This window comes from Streptococcus halitosis, from assembly GCF_003143695.2.
GTDB classification, from domain to species: domain Bacteria; phylum Bacillota; class Bacilli; order Lactobacillales; family Streptococcaceae; genus Streptococcus; species Streptococcus halitosis.
On sequence record NZ_QEMY02000001.1, the window covers coordinates 313,359 to 327,913 of the forward strand.

Sequence of the window (14,555 nt, forward strand, 5' to 3'; positions counted from 1 at the left end):
TGTTGTCTTTTATGGTACAATAAAGAGTAAATTATTTATTAAAGAGGTAAAAACATGATTGAAGCAAGTAAATTAAAGGCTGGAATGACCTTTGAAACAGCTGACGGAAAATTGATCCGCGTTTTGGAAGCTAGCCACCACAAACCAGGTAAAGGAAACACAATCATGCGTATGAAATTGCGTGATGTCCGTACTGGTTCTACATTTGACACAAGCTACCGTCCAGAGGAAAAATTTGAACAAGCTATCATCGAGATTGTTCCTGCTCAATACTTGTACAAAATGGATGACACAGCCTACTTCATGAACACAGAAACTTACGACCAATACGAAATTCCTGTAGTCAATGTTGAAAACGAGTTGCTTTACATCCTTGAAAACTCTGATGTGAAGATCCAATTCTACGGAACTGAAGTGATTGGTGTTACCGTTCCTACTACTGTCGAATTGACAGTTGCAGAAACTCAACCATCTATCAAAGGTGCTACTGTTACAGGTTCTGGTAAACCAGCAACGATGGAAACTGGACTTGTCGTAAACGTTCCAGACTTCATCGAAGCAGGACAAAAACTCGTTATCAACACTGCAGAAGGAACTTACGTTTCTCGTGCCTAATCTCTAGAAAGAGGTCATTCTATGGGAATTGAAGAACAACTTGGCGAAATCGTTATCGCCCCACGTGTACTTGAAAAAATCATTGCTATTGCTACTGCAAAAGTAGAGGGTGTACACTCTTTTTCAAACAAATCAGTGTCTGATACCCTTTCAAAACTTTCTCTAGGCCGTGGTGTTTATCTAAAAAACGTGGACGAAGAGCTCACAGCTGATATCTATCTCTACCTTGAGTACGGAGTAAAAGTTCCTAAGGTAGCGGTTGCTATCCAGAAAGCTGTCAAAGATGCCGTTCGTAATATGGCTGATGTAGAACTCGCTGCTATCAATATTCACGTTGCAGGTATCGTTCCAGATAAAACACCAAAACCAGAATTGAAAGATCTATTTGACGAGGACTTCCTCAATGACTAGTCCACTATTAGAATCTAGACGCCAACTCCGTAAATGCGCTTTTCAAGCTCTCATGAGCCTTGAATTCGGTACGGATGTCGAAACTGCTTGTCGTTTCGCCTATACTCATGATCGTGAAGATACGGATGTGCAACTTCCAGCCTTTTTGACAGAGCTAGTTTCTGGTGTTCAGGCTAAAAAGGAAGAACTAGACAAGCAAATCACTCAGCATTTAAAAGCAGGTTGGACCATCGAGCGTTTAACTCTCGTGGAGAGAAACCTCCTTCGCTTGGGAGTCTTTGAAATCACTTCATTTGACACCCCACAGCTGGTTGCGGTTAATGAAGCTATCGAGCTTGCAAAGGACTTCTCAGATCAAAAATCTGCCCGTTTTATCAACGGACTGCTCAGCCAGTTTGTAACAGAAGAACAGTAAATAGAAAAAGTGTTTGACAATTATCAAACACTTTTTTCTTTGCCTACCACTATCTAAAAATCAAATAATAGATATAAAATAAGATCGACGGAGCATAGGGAATCGCATTATAGAAACTATGACAAACAATGGTAAATCGAAGACTACCCGTAACTCGATAAGCAACTGCAAATAGAAGACCAAGAATACTATAAATGATGAGACTGATGGGGTCACGATGAGATAGAACCAAGTGACTGAGCCCAAAGATGAAAGAAGACAAGAACACATCCAAATAAAATTCCGACTTCGGAAAGAAGGTATTCATAAAATAACCCCTATAGATTGTCTCCTCAACAACAGGTACAATCGAAATGTTAAAGATTAAAAATATAAGACTTGATAGAGTCGTTTCTCTTCCGTTTGAGTAAAGTTCTGAAAGAAGGTCTTGGAAAATAAAGCTATGGTTAATTAATCGAATATTCTGCATTCTAAATCCATTTAAAAAAGAATAGATAAGAAAACAAGCCACTAAGAAAGCGAGATAAGACCAGCGCCAACTCTTTTTCTCGAAGATAAAGAGCATCTTCTTCTTTTTCAACCACAAAACGAATAAAAAGAAAATAAGTAACACTTCTCCAACTAGGAAGATTATATAGCTGTCCATTCCTAAACCAAAGATCCTAGCTAGAGTTATGGCTCCTAATGGCGTTAAATAAATGTACAGGAACATTAAAATCATACAGATTCCTAAATGTATTGTCTTTTTCATTCTTTCTCTCCTAACGGTAAACTCTCTATTAGGGCTCTATAGAGGATAGACCATTGATTGTTTTTCTTATTTATCTAGAGTATTCATGTTTATCCATGGTCTATTATCAAAATAGCTAGAACAAAATGTTCTAGCTTTTAAATTTTCTTAGTATTTTCTAAAGCGTTGGTAACGTTCTTCGATAAGTTGGTCGAGTGGTAGTTCTTTCAACCTATCTAGTTCTGCACGCAATTCATTTTTAACGCAATCTAGCAGTTCTTTACTTGACAGTCCTGCCTCTGAGATTACCTTGTCTACGATTCCCATTTCTAGAAGTTCGTGTGAAGTGATTTTCATCAGCTCCGCCGCTTCCATAGCACGACTTCCATCCTTCCAAAGGATAGAGGCAAATCCTTCCGGGCTAAGTACTGCGTAGATTGAGTTTTCTAACATCCAGACACGGTTAGCTACGGCTAGAGCTAGGGCCCCACCAGATCCACCTTCACCGATAATAATCGCGATGATTGGAACCTTGAGGTCACTCATTTCCATCAGGTTTCGAGCAATTGCTTCACCTTGTCCACGTTCCTCGGCTCCAACACCTGGGTAAGCACCCGCCGTATTGATAAAGGTCACAACTGGACGGCCAAACTTTTCTGCCTGTTTCATCAGGCGAAGAGCCTTACGATAGCCTTCCGGATGTGGTTGCCCAAAATTTCGTTTGAGGTTATCATGAAGACTCTTTCCCTTTTGGATACCAAGGACAGTTACTGCCTGTTCACCTAACCAACCAATTCCACCGATGACCGCACCATCATCACGGAAAGAGCGATCTCCATGCAATTCGATAAACTCGTCAAAGATTCCATTGGCAAAATCAAGTGCAGTCAAGCGACTCTGCTCGCGTGCCTCTCTGACTATTTTTGCAATATTCATCCGCGACTTCCTCCATGCAATCTCACTAATTTAGCAATTGTTTCAGGCAATTCTCTCCGTTTGACAATTGCATCAACAAATCCATGTTCAAGCAAAAATTCTGCCTTTTGGAAGTCATCCGGCAAGGTCTCACGAACTGTATTTTCGATAACACGACGCCCAGCAAAACCAACTAAACTTTGGGGTTCCGCTAGGATAATATCACCTTCCATAGCAAAAGAAGCGGTCACTCCACCTGTTGTCGGATCGGTTAAAATAGTGAGGTAAAAAAGTCCTGCCTTGGAATGACGTTGAACTGCCGCAGAAATTTTAGCCATCTGCATCAGGCTCATGATTCCTTCTTGCATACGGGCTCCACCAGAAGCTGTGAAGAGAACGACTGGCAAGTTTTCTACCGTTGCATACTCAAACAAGCGCGTGATTTTTTCACCCACAACGGTTCCCATAGAAGCCATGATAAAGTTTGAATCCATGATCCCAAGGGCAACTTTTTGTCCCTTGATGCTAGCTGTACCAGTTAGTACGGCTTCATCCAAACCTGTCTTTTCACGCATAGTAGCCAGTTTTTTCTGGTAGCCAGGAAAGTTTAATGGATCTTGAGTTTCAATACCTGTAAACATCTCCACAAAGCTACCAGAATCAATCGTCAAATCCAAGCGTTCCTGAGCTGAAATACGGAAAGTATAGCTACAATGGGGACAAATTCGTTCGCTCCCAAGATCCTTTTGGTAAATGGTGTGTTTACAACCAGGACACTGGGAAAAGAGTTCATCCGGAACCTCAGGCTTGGCTTGTGGTTTCTGCCTTACGGAACGGTTAGGATTGATCCGAATATACTTATCCTTTTTACTAAATAGAGCCATAACTCCCCCTTTTAGTTCTCATACTGTTTGAAAGTCTATTCTTTTTCTTGGTATTTTGGCAAGAAAGTTTCCATCAAGAAGGAAGTATCGTAGTCACCAGCGATAACTCGGCGGTCTGAAATCAGATCCAACTGGAAGTCTGCATTGGTTTGCACTCCTTCAATATCAAGTTCATAAAGTGCCCGTTGCATCTTCATAAGAGCATCAAAGCGATTCTCCCCATGAACAATGATTTTGGCAATCATACTATCATAGTAAGGGGGAATGGTATAACCTGGATAAACTGCTGAATCCACGCGCAAGCCAACTCCACCACTTGGTAGATAGAGATTGGTAATTTTCCCTGGGCTTGGAGCAAAGTTAAATGCTGGATTTTCCGCATTGATCCGGCACTCGATAGCGTGACCTCGTAGGACAATATCTTCTTGTTTGAAAGGTAAAGGTTGCCCGGCAGCAATGCGAATCTGTTCCTTCACAATATCAACACCTGAAACAAACTCTGTGACTGGATGTTCAACTTGCACTCGAGTATTCATTTCCATGAAGTAGAAATTGCCACTCGCTTCATCGAGTAGAAATTCAATCGTCCCTGCATTTTCATAGCCTACAGACTCTGCTGCACGAACGGCTGCAGCACCAATTTCATGACGAAGGGTTTTGCCAATCGCAATGGATGGGCTTTCTTCTAAGACCTTTTGGTTATTCCGTTGGAGTGAACAATCCCGTTCACCAAGATGGACAACATGACCCTCTTGGTCCGCAAGAATCTGAACTTCGATATGGCGAGCTGGATAAATCACACGCTCAAGATACATAGCGCCATTTCCAAAATTGGCCTTGGCTTCACTGGATGCTGTTTCAAAGGCTGCGACCAAGTCTTCTGCCTTTTCAACCTTACGAATTCCCTTTCCACCACCACCTGCCGATGCCTTAAGCATGACTGGATAGCCAATTTTTTCTGCAACTGCAAGGGCCTCTTCAGCCGTGTGAACTTCACCATCAGATCCTGGGATAACTGGAACCCCAGCCTTGATCATTTGCTCACGCGCATTAATCTTATCTCCCATAGTATCCATTACAGCGCCAGAAGGGCCAATAAACTTAATCCCCACTTCATCACACATAGTGGCAAACTTGGAGTTTTCGCTAAGAAAACCAAAGCCTGGATGGATGGCTTCTGCTTCTGTCAAGACCGCAGCAGACAAAATTGCATTGATATTGAGATAAGACTCTGTTGCCTTACCAGGTCCGATACAGATAGCTTCATCCGCTAGGAGTGTGTGAAGAGCTTCCTTATCAGCAGTTGAATAAACTGCCACGGTTGCAATGCCCAATTCACGCGCAGCTCGAATAATGCGAACCGCAATCTCACCACGGTTGGCAATCAAAATTTTACGAAACATGGAGATCCTCCTTAGTTTCCAATTGCAAAGGTAAGAGTACCACTCGCTGCAAGCTTACCATCTACTTCAGCCTTTGCTTCAACCACGGCAATCGTACCACGACGTTTGACAAAAGTAGCCGTCATGACTAATTGATCACCTGGTACAACTTGCTTCTTGAACTTAACCTTGTCCATGCCAGCATAGAAGACCAGTTTCCCTTTATTTTCAGGTTTGGACAATTCCAAGACACCAGCAGTCTGAGCCAAGGCCTCCATGATAAGAACACCTGGCATGACTGGGTATTGAGGAAAATGACCATTAAAGAAAGGTTCGTTGATGGTGACATTTTTAATGGCAACAATGGTATCCTCGCTCACTTCCAAGACACGATCCACTAGGAGCATGGGGTAGCGATGGGGTAGAGCTTCTTTGATTCCTTGAATATCGATCATTTGATGCGTACCAATCCTTTACCGAACTCAACCATTTCTTCATTTGAAACGAGAATTTCTGTCACCACACCATCCTTAGGTGCAGGGATTTCATTCATGACTTTCATGGCTTCAATGATCACCAAAGTCTGACCTTTTTTAACACTGTCTCCAACTGTGACAAAGGCAGGTTTATCTGGTCCAGCGGCCAAGTAAGCCACCCCTACAAGTGGGCTCTCAACGACATCACCCTCCGGAGCAACCGTCGTTTCAGCTGGTGCTGGAGCTTCTTCCACTGCACTCTCTACTGGAGTTGAAGGGGCCGAAACTACTGGACTAGGAGCCACTGCAGCTGGCGCTGGAGCAACTTGAGCTGGTGCTTCAGAAACCATTCTTGCTTCATTCTTACTGAACTGCAATTCGTCCGTTCCATTTTTATAAGAAAATTCTCTCAAACTTGATTGGTCAAATTGAGCCATCAAGTCCTTGATCTCATTTAAATTCATAATTATTTATTCTCCCAACGTTTGAAAGCAAGAACCGCATTGTGTCCACCAAAACCAAAAGTGTTTGAAATAGCATAAGGGATTTCTTGCTCCAAGCCTTGTCCATAAACGACATTCGCTTCGATATAGTCTGATAACTCACTTGTTCCAGCTGTCATTGGTACATAGTTATGACGCATGGCTTCAATGGTAGCGATGGCTTCTACTGCCCCTGCAGCGCCAAGTAAGTGTCCTGTAAAGGACTTGGTTGAAGATACAGGTACTTCTTTACCAAGGACAGCTACAATCGCACCACTTTCTCCTTTTTCATTAGCAGGAGTTGAAGTTCCGTGGGCGTTGACGTAAGCCACTTGCTCTGGAGAAATTTCTGCTTCTTCCAAAGCTAGTTTAATCGCCTTAATCGCTCCTTGACCTTCTGGATGAGGTGAAGTCATATGATAAGCATCACAGGTATTTCCATAACCAACTACTTCAGCCAAAATAGTTGCACCACGTTTTTCAGCATGTTCAAGGCTTTCAAGAACCAACATCCCTGAACCTTCTCCCATCACAAAACCATTACGGTCTTTGTCAAATGGGATAGAAGCACGAGTTGGATCCTCTGTAGTTGATAGGGCGGTCAAAGCTTGGAAACCAGCGATAGCAAAAGGAGTGATAGATGATTCTGATCCACCAACTAACATGACATCTTGGAAACCAAACTTGATAGAACGGAAGGCATCTCCAATGGCATCATTTGATGAGGCACAGGCTGTATTGATTGATTTACAGATACCGTTTGCTCCGAAACGCATGGCAACATTTCCTGAAGCCATATTTGGCAAGGCTTTTGGAAGTGTCATTGGTTTAACGCGTTTTGGACCTTTTTCATGAAGACGGATAACCTGATCTTCGATTTCTTTAATTCCCCCAATACCAGAAGCCACGATGACACCAAAGCGATCCTTATCGATTGCTTCTACATCAAGATTTGCATTTGTCACCGCTTCTTGAGCCGCATACAAGGCATACAAAGAATAGTTGTCAAAACGGTTGGTATCTTTTTTGACAAAGTATTTATCAAATGGGAAATCTTGAACTTCTGCCGCATTGTGCACAGCAAATTCGCTGTGGTCAAACTTAGTGATTTCTCCAATTCCAATCTTCCCAGTTTGCAAACTGTTCCAAAATTCTTCCGGAGTATTTCCGATAGGAGAGGTCAATCCGTAACCTGTTACTACAACTCGATTTAGTTTCATCTGTCTTACCTATATCTTTCCTTATTTTTTACATGCTAAGTCCGCCATCAACAGCGAGAACTTGTCCAGTCAAATAATCCTGTCCAGCCAGGAACACTGTAGCATCTGCGATATGTTCTGCTTGACCAAAATGTTTCATTGGGATTTGGGCCAATGTCGCTTCCTTGACCTTATCAGATAAAACAGCAGTCATATCTGACTCAATCATCCCTGGTGCAAGAGCATTTACTCGTACGTTGCGATTGGCAACTTCACGTGCAACTGACTTGGTAAAACCAATCAAGCCTGCTTTAGAAGCTGCATAGTTGGCTTGTCCGATATTTCCCATCAAACCGACCACACTAGACATGTTGATAATCGCACCTTCACGTGCCTTGATCATCTGTTTCAAGACTGCTTGCGTCATGTTGAAGGCACCTGTCAAGTTGATCTTAATCACTTTTTCAAAGTCTTCTTCGGTCATCTTGAGCATAAGCGTATCTTGAGTAATCCCAGCATTGTTGACCAAGACATCAACAGAACCGAGTTCTGCAATCGCTTGATCTACCATACGCTTGGCATCTGCAAAGTCTGAGACATCACCTGAAATCGGTACTACTTTGACACCATAGTTTGAAAACTCAGCCAGCAATTCTTCTGAGATTGCTCCGCGACTATTCAAAACTACATTAGCGCCTAGTTGGGCAAATTTGTGAGCAATGGCAAGTCCGATACCACGACTTGAACCTGTTACAAAGACATTTTTGTTTGTAAGTTGCATTCTATTTCTCCTGTTTCCTGTTGTATTTTGTGGGAGAAGGGATCATTAGTTTCCTAACAAAGCATCCAAGCTTGCTTGGTCTTCAACGTTAGCTAGCTGAGCTGTTTTATCGATTTTTTTTACAAAGCCTGACAGGACCTTTCCAGGACCAATTTCAATAAAGTTGGTTACCCCAGCATCCTGCATCACAGCAATACTTTCATAAAAACGAACAGGTTCTTTGACCTGACGCGTCAAAAGCTCTTTGATTCGACCTTTTTCCATAACAGCAGCTTCCGTATTGCCGACTAGTGGGCAAGTAAAATCAGCGAAACTCACTCCCTCAAGAGCTCCAGCTAGTTGCTGACTGGCTGGCTCAAGAAGGGCTGTATGGAAAGGACCAGATACATTTAAAGGAATCAATCGTTTTGCTCCTGCTTCTTGCAAGAGTTCAACTGCTCGGTCAACTGCAGCCACCTCGCCACCGATAACGATTTGGCTTGGGGTGTTGTAGTTGGCTGGAGTCACTACTCCAACTTTAGAGGCTGTTTCACAAGCTTCCTCAATCACTTCAACTGGAGTATTAAGAACGGCAACCATCTTCCCAGAGCCTGCAGGTGCAGCTTCTTCCATATAAGCACCACGCTTAGCAACCAAGGCAACTGCATCCTCAAAGTCCAAGGTACCACTTGCTACAAGAGCAGAATATTCCCCAAGAGACAGTCCTGCCACCATATCTGGCTGATATCCTTTTTCTTTCAATAGTCGATAAATAGCAACGGATGTAGCTAGAATAGCTGGCTGCGTGTAACGAGTCTGATTTAACTTTGCTTCATCATTGTCAATCAAATCACGAAGGTCATAACCTAAGACTTGGCTAGCTTGATCGATTGTTTCCTTGACGATAGGATAGTGGTCATAGAGCTCGCGACCCATTCCTAGGTATTGAGATCCTTGACCAGCAAATAGAAAGGCTGTTTTAGTCATTTCTTGTAACTCCTGCCCAACGAGCAGCTTCTTCTTGAATTTTTTCAGCTGCACCGTAGTAGATATCTTTTAAGATTTCTTCAACAGTTTCTTCTTTAGAAATCAAACCTGCAATCTGGCCGGCCATCACTGAACCGCCATCCACATCACCATAGACAACAGCTTTAGCTAAAGCTCCTGCACCCATTTGCTCAAAGATTTCTAAATCTGGATTTTCTTGTTTAAAGGCATCTTTTTCAGCCTGCTCAAAATCACGAGTCAACTGGTTTTTAATGGCACGAACTGCGTGGCCAAAATGTTGTGCTGAAATCGTTGTATCAATATCACGAGCTTTTAAAATTTTAGCTTTATAGTTTGGATGAGCATTAGACTCTTTGGCAACTACAAAACGAGTTCCTACTTGAACAGCTTCTGCGCCAAGCATAAACCCAGCCGCTGCCCCCTCACCATCTGCAATACCACCAGCAGCAATAACTGGAATTGAAACAGCTGCAGCAACTTGGCGAACCAAGGTCATCGTTGTTAATTTACCAATGTGTCCACCAGCTTCCATACCTTCTGCAATGACGGCATCTGCACCAATTTTTTCCATGCGTTTTGCCAAAGCAACACTAGGAACAACAGGAATAACTGTAATTCCTGCATCATGGAAACGGTTCATGTATTTACTTGGATTTCCAGCACCAGTTGTAACCACCTTAACCCCTTCTTCAATCACGAGATCAACGATATCTTCTACAAAAGGTGACAAGAGCATGATGTTGACACCAAAAGGTTTATCCGTAAGTGATTTGATTTTATCGATATTAGCCTTTACGACCTCTTTAGGTGCATTTCCACCACCGATGATCCCCAAACCACCAGCTTTTGATACTGCACCAGCCAAGTCGCCATCAGCAACCCAGGCCATTCCTCCTTGAAAAATAGGATAATCAATGTTCAATAATTCTGTAATACGTGTTTTCATAGTGCCTCCATCATTCCTTGCTTACGTAATAGTTCGATAAGTTTATCATTTGAGTTTCAAACTATTACCTAAACAAGAGGGAGCGGGTCCCCCCTACTCCTTCTAGTAATATGTTAATTATTTTGTTTGCTCTTCAACGTAGGCAACCAAGTCACCAACTGTTTTCAAGTTATCTTCTGCTTCGATTTGGATATCGAAAGCATCTTCGATTTCAGAGATTACTTGGAACAAGTCCAATGAATCTGCATCCAAATCATCAAAAGTAGATTCAAGTGTTACTTCTGATGCGTCTTTCCCAAGTTCTTCAACGATAATTTCTTGTACTTTTTCAAATACTGCCATGATAGGACTCCTTTAAAATATAAAAAATTTATAACTATGTGTTTACCACATGATTACCTAGATTGTAAGAATGAGTGTGCCCCATGTCAAACCTCCACCGAAGCCTGATAGGAGAATCGTCTGGCTACCATCTAAACGAATCATGCCATTCTCCACACACTCTGAGAGCAAAATCGGGATACTTGCTGCACTGGTATTTCCATACTCCATCATATTAGCAGGAAGCTTATCTCGGTCTACACCGATTTTCTTAGCCATCTTATCCAAAATGCGGATATTTGCCTGATGAAGCAAGAGATAATCCAAGTCCGATGCTGCGATTGGACCATTTTCAATGGTTTCCTTGATCGATCTAGCAACATCACGATTTGCAAAATCAAAAACTGCTCGTCCATCCATCTTCAGAAAAGCAGGAACTGTCTCTTGATCTGAGAAGGGCGAAGCCAAAGCCGTTTGACCATAGGTCAAACACTCGCTCCGAGAGCCATCTGTATAGAGACTTTCCACGAGGAAGTGCCGTGTTTCGCTCGCTTCCAAGAGAACGCCACCAGCACCATCTCCAAAGAGAACAGCTGTCGAACGATCAGACCAATCAACTGCCTTGGATAAGGTTTCAGCCCCGATAACAATCCCTTTTTTGAACTGTCCAGAACTTAAAAACTTTTCTGCAGTTGAGAGAGCGAATACAAAGCCACTGCAAGCTGCTGTCAGATCAAAGGCAAAAGCTCTATGCGCTCTGATATTCGCCTGAACTCGAGCTGCTGTGGAAGGCATCATCGAGTCTGGGGTAATCGTCGCTACAATGATAAAATCAATCTGATCCGCTGTTAAGCTCCCTTTATCCAATAAGCTCTTCGCAACTTCTGTCGCCAAGTCACTTGTAGATTCCGTTTTTGAGATATGTCTCTGTTTAATTCCTGTCCGACTTGAAATCCACTCATCGCTTGTATCCATGATTTGAGCCAAGTCATGATTAGTGACCACTTGCTCTGGAATATAATGAGCAACTTGGCTTATTTTAGCAAAGGCCATTATTTCAAATCCTCCAAAAATTGATAAAGGTTCGTCAAGCCTCTGCCCATGACTTTCTTTTCCTCAGGACTCATGCCGTCAATAATTCTTTCGACCATGGCCTTGTGGAATCGTTTGTGAAGGCGGTGAACCAAACGACCTTTCTTTGTCAAATGCAGATAGACCACACGACGGTCTTGATCAGAACGAATACGCTCAATGTAACCCTTTCTTTCTAGGTTATTCAAGCTCGTCGTAACTGTTCCCAGGGTCTCCATCAGTTCTTTGGAAACCTTACTAGGCGTCGCCTCAGGGAATTTCCCAATCACATCGATCGTGTGCATTTCTTTGATGGAGATGTCTTTGAATCGACTACCTCGTAAGCTAACCTCCTCAATCACAAGGACGTTATTGAAAATAGATGTTAAATAATCATTTACTTGTTGGTAGTCCAAACTTTTTCCCTCCTCCTCAAAAAACTTTCACAATCAAAACATTTGATAGAAGAAGTATAACAAACTTCAAAGAATTGTGCAAGTATTTTTTTATTTTCCTGAAAATTTTGGTCTTCTCCTTTCAGAATGTGCTCGGACCCCTTCTTTAAAATCTTCAGTTAAAGATAAAGATTTTTGCAGTTTCAATTCCAATTCGGCATAATCTTGCCAATCCTTAAATTGACTTTCCCAAACCAATTTTTTAATCGCTGCGTATGAGTTTGCTGAACCTCGTCTTAATTTTTTCAGAACTTGTTCTCTTGTTTTTTCTAATTTGTCAACTTCACAAACACGGTATACCACGCCCCATTCTAGCGCTTTTTCAGCAGTTAAGGCTTCACCTGTCATAGCAAGTTGTGCAGCCCGTGTTACCCCGATACTACGACTCAAGAGATGAATCCCACCAGCGTCTGGCGCCAATCCAACTCCAACAAAGGCTTGAATGAATTTTGCCTTGTCAGTCGCTAAACAGAAATCAACTGCTACTGCCATATTTGCTGCAGCACCGGCAACCGCTCCATCTACCTCCATCAAAACAGGTTTAGGAATTTGCTTGATTTTAAAAGAAATTGTATTGACTAATTCTGCAATCTTATTCAAAGAAGGAATGTCGTCCTCATCCACTGCACGCTTCATCTCAACCAAGTCTCCCCCAACTGAAAAGACCTTCCCATTAGCATTAATCAAGATGAACTGAACAGCTTGATCCTGCTCTGCTAGGGTCAAAGCTTCTAAAATCTCCTCACACATTGGGATATGGAAACCATTTGCCACTTCTGGACGATTCAAAGTAATAATAGCAAGATCATCTACGATCTGATATAAGATATGATTCATAGCTTCTCCTTTTCTTTTGTAAGGCAATGAAATTATTTTATTTTCAAAGTATACCTTTTTTTGGATAAAGAGGCAAGGAAAAACTAAAGGAAAGTGTCTCAGCTGATTATTTACCCATCATTTATGAGTGTGAGTGAAATTTGACTCTCTTACTTTTAAACTGTTGTCGCTTTTCAGAATAAGTTAGCATTTACTTCTATTGTAATAGGAAGCTATTTTCTTCATTGAAAAATGCCCCTCTTTCTGCTATAATCGTATAAAATACTTACTTGAGGAGTCCTTATGAAGGTTGTAAAATTTGGTGGAAGTTCGCTTGCCTCTGCTGGTCAGTTAGAAAAAGTTTTAAACATCGTTAAAAGTGATAAGGAACGCCGTTTTGTAGTCGTTTCTGCACCCGGAAAACGCAATGCTGAAGATACTAAAGTAACCGATGCCTTGATTAAATACTATCGCGACTATGTGGCTGGAAATGACATCAGTGCTAGCCAAAGCTGGATCATTGACCGTTATGCCGCTATGGTTAGTGAACTAGAGTTAAAACCTGCTGTTTTAGAAAAAATCTCTAAAAGTATTCGGGCCTTGGCAACTCTTCCTATAGAGGACAATGAATTTCTCTACGATACTTTCTTAGCAGCTGGAGAAAATAACAATGCCAAACTCATTGCAGCCTACTTTAACCAAAACGGCATTGATGCACGTTATGTTCATCCAAGAGAAGCTGGAATCGTTGTCACAAGTGAACCAGGAAACGCACGTATCATTCCATCTAGTTATGACAAGATTGAAGGCTTGGCTGATAGCACCGAAGTCCTTGTCATCCCTGGTTTCTTTGGTGTGACTAAGGAAAATCAAATCTGTACTTTCTCACGTGGGGGTTCAGATATTACTGGTTCCATTATCGCAGCAGGTGTTAAGGCTGATCTCTATGAAAACTTTACGGACGTAGACGGTATCTTCGCTGCCCACCCTGGTATTATCCATCAACCACACTCCATTCCTGAATTAACCTACCGTGAAATGCGTGAGTTGGCTTACGCCGGATTTTCTGTCCTTCATGATGAGGCCCTTCTACCTGCCTACCGCGGAAAAATCCCTCTTGTTATCAAGAATACCAACAACCCTGATCATCCAGGAACTCGTATCGTTCTAAAACACAGTAGCGATAAATTCCCAGTCGTTGGGATCGCTGGTGATTCTGGATTCGTCAGCATCAACATGTCAAAATACCTCATGAACCGCGAGGTTGGATTCGGTCGTAAGATTCTTCAAATCCTTGAAGATCTTAACATTGGTTGGGAACATATGCCAACAGGTATCGACGATCTTTCAATCATCCTTCGTTCCCGTGAATTGACTCCTATCAAGGAGGAAGAAATTCTGCGTCAGTTAGTTCAAAAAGCCGAAGTGGACCATGCTGAAATCGAACACGACCTTTCAATCATTATGATTGTCGGAGAAAAGATGAAGAGTCATATCGGGGTAACAGCTACGGCAACACGCGCTCTATCTGAAAACAAAATCAACATCCAGATGATGTCCCAAGGCTCAAGTGAAGTTTCCATCATGTTTGTTGTCAATAAAGAGCAAGAAAAGGCAGCTATCAAGGCTCTCTACCACGCCTTTTTCGATGAAAGTAAGGAAGATTAAT

18 protein-coding genes are annotated in these 14,555 nt (G+C 42.2%); 4 read left to right on the top strand and 14 right to left on the bottom strand.

The window, feature by feature from the left end; genetic code table 11:
* The first annotated feature begins 54 nt into the window (after positions 1-54).
* From efp to nusB, 3 genes are read left to right on the top strand one after another with little or no spacing between them, the layout of a single operon-like run.
* Positions 55-615, top strand: a complete 561-nt coding sequence (efp, locus tag DB729_RS01635; protein WP_109289675.1) for an elongation factor P — start codon at positions 55-57, stop codon at positions 613-615.
* A 21-nt stretch (positions 616-636) separates the two neighbouring features.
* Entirely contained in the window at positions 637-1,026 is a 390-nt protein-coding gene (locus DB729_RS01640; protein ID WP_000510584.1) for an Asp23/Gls24 family envelope stress response protein, read from the top strand.
* On the top strand, positions 1,019-1,441 hold the full coding sequence (gene nusB / locus DB729_RS01645; protein ID WP_000203659.1) for a transcription antitermination factor NusB: 423 nt from the start codon (positions 1,019-1,021) through the stop codon (positions 1,439-1,441). Before DB729_RS01640 ends, nusB begins: the two co-directional genes overlap by 8 nt.
* A 49-nt stretch (positions 1,442-1,490) precedes the next feature.
* Here nusB and DB729_RS01650 read toward each other — a convergent pair whose 3' ends face one another.
* The 14 genes from DB729_RS01650 to DB729_RS01715 form a co-directional block, all read right to left on the bottom strand.
* The gene (locus tag DB729_RS01650; protein WP_065371592.1) at positions 1,491-2,192 is read right to left on the bottom strand and encodes a CPBP family intramembrane glutamic endopeptidase; all 702 of its coding nucleotides are present in this window, start codon (positions 2,190-2,192) and stop codon (positions 1,491-1,493) included.
* A 147-nt stretch (positions 2,193-2,339) separates the two neighbouring features.
* Complete coding sequence (locus tag DB729_RS01655) at positions 2,340-3,107, bottom strand: acetyl-CoA carboxylase carboxyl transferase subunit alpha (protein ID WP_001017374.1); 768 nt, start codon at positions 3,105-3,107, stop codon at positions 2,340-2,342.
* Positions 3,104-3,970 carry an acetyl-CoA carboxylase, carboxyltransferase subunit beta gene (accD, locus tag DB729_RS01660; RefSeq protein WP_001173379.1) on the bottom strand — a complete coding sequence of 289 codons (867 nt, stop codon included), beginning with the start codon at positions 3,968-3,970 and terminating at the stop codon, positions 3,104-3,106. The genes DB729_RS01655 and accD overlap by 4 nt, the downstream gene beginning before the upstream one ends.
* A gap of 35 nt (positions 3,971-4,005) precedes the next feature.
* Positions 4,006-5,373: an acetyl-CoA carboxylase biotin carboxylase subunit gene (gene accC, locus DB729_RS01665; RefSeq protein ID WP_000488663.1), complete on the bottom strand. Its 1,368-nt coding sequence runs from the start codon at positions 5,371-5,373 to the stop codon at positions 4,006-4,008.
* 11 nt (positions 5,374-5,384) lie between these two features.
* Positions 5,385-5,807 (bottom strand): 3-hydroxyacyl-ACP dehydratase FabZ, encoded by a 423-nt coding sequence (fabZ, locus tag DB729_RS01670; RefSeq protein ID WP_000565515.1) that lies wholly within the window; start codon positions 5,805-5,807, stop codon positions 5,385-5,387.
* Positions 5,804-6,292, bottom strand: a complete 489-nt coding sequence (accB, locus tag DB729_RS01675) for an acetyl-CoA carboxylase biotin carboxyl carrier protein (protein ID WP_001052309.1) — start codon at positions 6,290-6,292, stop codon at positions 5,804-5,806. Before accB ends, fabZ begins: the two co-directional genes overlap by 4 nt.
* Before the next feature lie 2 nt (positions 6,293-6,294).
* Entirely contained in the window at positions 6,295-7,530 is a 1,236-nt protein-coding gene (gene fabF / locus DB729_RS01680) for a beta-ketoacyl-ACP synthase II (protein ID WP_000774050.1), read from the bottom strand.
* A 28-nt stretch (positions 7,531-7,558) separates the two neighbouring features.
* Positions 7,559-8,290, bottom strand: coding sequence for a 3-oxoacyl-[acyl-carrier-protein] reductase (gene fabG, locus DB729_RS01685; RefSeq protein ID WP_001177612.1), 732 nt, complete (start codon positions 8,288-8,290; stop codon positions 7,559-7,561).
* Positions 8,291-8,335: 45 nt separating this feature from the next.
* Positions 8,336-9,256, bottom strand: coding sequence for an ACP S-malonyltransferase (gene fabD, locus DB729_RS01690; RefSeq protein ID WP_109289674.1), 921 nt, complete (start codon positions 9,254-9,256; stop codon positions 8,336-8,338).
* Positions 9,249-10,223, bottom strand: a complete 975-nt coding sequence (fabK, locus tag DB729_RS01695) for an enoyl-[acyl-carrier-protein] reductase FabK (protein ID WP_084872551.1) — start codon at positions 10,221-10,223, stop codon at positions 9,249-9,251. Before fabK ends, fabD begins: the two co-directional genes overlap by 8 nt.
* Before the next feature lie 117 nt (positions 10,224-10,340).
* The gene (locus tag DB729_RS01700) at positions 10,341-10,565 is read right to left on the bottom strand and encodes an acyl carrier protein (protein ID WP_000257840.1); all 225 of its coding nucleotides are present in this window, start codon (positions 10,563-10,565) and stop codon (positions 10,341-10,343) included.
* 57 nt (positions 10,566-10,622) lie between these two features.
* Positions 10,623-11,597 carry a beta-ketoacyl-ACP synthase III gene (locus DB729_RS01705; protein ID WP_109289673.1) on the bottom strand — a complete coding sequence of 325 codons (975 nt, stop codon included), beginning with the start codon at positions 11,595-11,597 and terminating at the stop codon, positions 10,623-10,625.
* A complete protein-coding gene (fabT, locus tag DB729_RS01710) occupies positions 11,597-12,031 on the bottom strand; it encodes a fatty acid biosynthesis transcriptional regulator FabT (protein ID WP_109289672.1) in 435 nt (144 codons plus the stop codon). The genes DB729_RS01705 and fabT overlap by 1 nt, the downstream gene beginning before the upstream one ends.
* 90 nt (positions 12,032-12,121) lie before the next feature.
* A complete protein-coding gene (locus DB729_RS01715; protein WP_109289671.1) occupies positions 12,122-12,907 on the bottom strand; it encodes an enoyl-CoA hydratase in 786 nt (261 codons plus the stop codon).
* A gap of 282 nt (positions 12,908-13,189) precedes the next feature.
* Between DB729_RS01715 and DB729_RS01720 the strand changes: the two genes are divergently transcribed.
* On the top strand, positions 13,190-14,554 hold the full coding sequence (locus tag DB729_RS01720) for an aspartate kinase (protein ID WP_109289670.1): 1,365 nt from the start codon (positions 13,190-13,192) through the stop codon (positions 14,552-14,554).
* Position 14,555 lies beyond the last annotated feature (1 nt).

Bases quoted from the DNA above. Each gene is read 5' to 3' on its own strand.
- DB729_RS01640 (WP_000510584.1), top strand. From the start codon at position 637: ATGGGAATTGAAGAACAACTTGGCGAAATCGTTATCGCCCCACGTGTA.
- accC (WP_000488663.1), bottom strand. From the start codon at position 5,373: ATGTTTCGTAAAATTTTGATTGCCAACCGTGGTGAGATTGCGGTTCGC.
- fabZ (WP_000565515.1), bottom strand. From the start codon at position 5,807: ATGATCGATATTCAAGGAATCAAAGAAGCTCTACCCCATCGCTACCCC.
- fabD (WP_109289674.1), bottom strand. From the start codon at position 9,256: ATGACTAAAACAGCCTTTCTATTTGCTGGTCAAGGATCTCAATACCTA.
- DB729_RS01705 (WP_109289673.1), bottom strand. From the start codon at position 11,597: ATGGCCTTTGCTAAAATAAGCCAAGTTGCTCATTATATTCCAGAGCAA.
- accD (WP_001173379.1), bottom strand. From the start codon at position 3,970: ATGGCTCTATTTAGTAAAAAGGATAAGTATATTCGGATCAATCCTAAC.
- efp (WP_109289675.1), top strand. From the start codon at position 55: ATGATTGAAGCAAGTAAATTAAAGGCTGGAATGACCTTTGAAACAGCT.
- fabG (WP_001177612.1), bottom strand. From the start codon at position 8,290: ATGCAACTTACAAACAAAAATGTCTTTGTAACAGGTTCAAGTCGTGGT.
- DB729_RS01655 (WP_001017374.1), bottom strand. From the start codon at position 3,107: ATGAATATTGCAAAAATAGTCAGAGAGGCACGCGAGCAGAGTCGCTTG.
- fabF (WP_000774050.1), bottom strand. From the start codon at position 7,530: ATGAAACTAAATCGAGTTGTAGTAACAGGTTACGGATTGACCTCTCCT.
- nusB (WP_000203659.1), top strand. From the start codon at position 1,019: ATGACTAGTCCACTATTAGAATCTAGACGCCAACTCCGTAAATGCGCT.
- fabK (WP_084872551.1), bottom strand. From the start codon at position 10,223: ATGAAAACACGTATTACAGAATTATTGAACATTGATTATCCTATTTTT.
- DB729_RS01650 (WP_065371592.1), bottom strand. From the start codon at position 2,192: ATGAAAAAGACAATACATTTAGGAATCTGTATGATTTTAATGTTCCTG.
- DB729_RS01700 (WP_000257840.1), bottom strand. From the start codon at position 10,565: ATGGCAGTATTTGAAAAAGTACAAGAAATTATCGTTGAAGAACTTGGG.
- accB (WP_001052309.1), bottom strand. From the start codon at position 6,292: ATGAATTTAAATGAGATCAAGGACTTGATGGCTCAATTTGACCAATCA.
- DB729_RS01720 (WP_109289670.1), top strand. From the start codon at position 13,190: ATGAAGGTTGTAAAATTTGGTGGAAGTTCGCTTGCCTCTGCTGGTCAG.
- DB729_RS01715 (WP_109289671.1), bottom strand. From the start codon at position 12,907: ATGAATCATATCTTATATCAGATCGTAGATGATCTTGCTATTATTACT.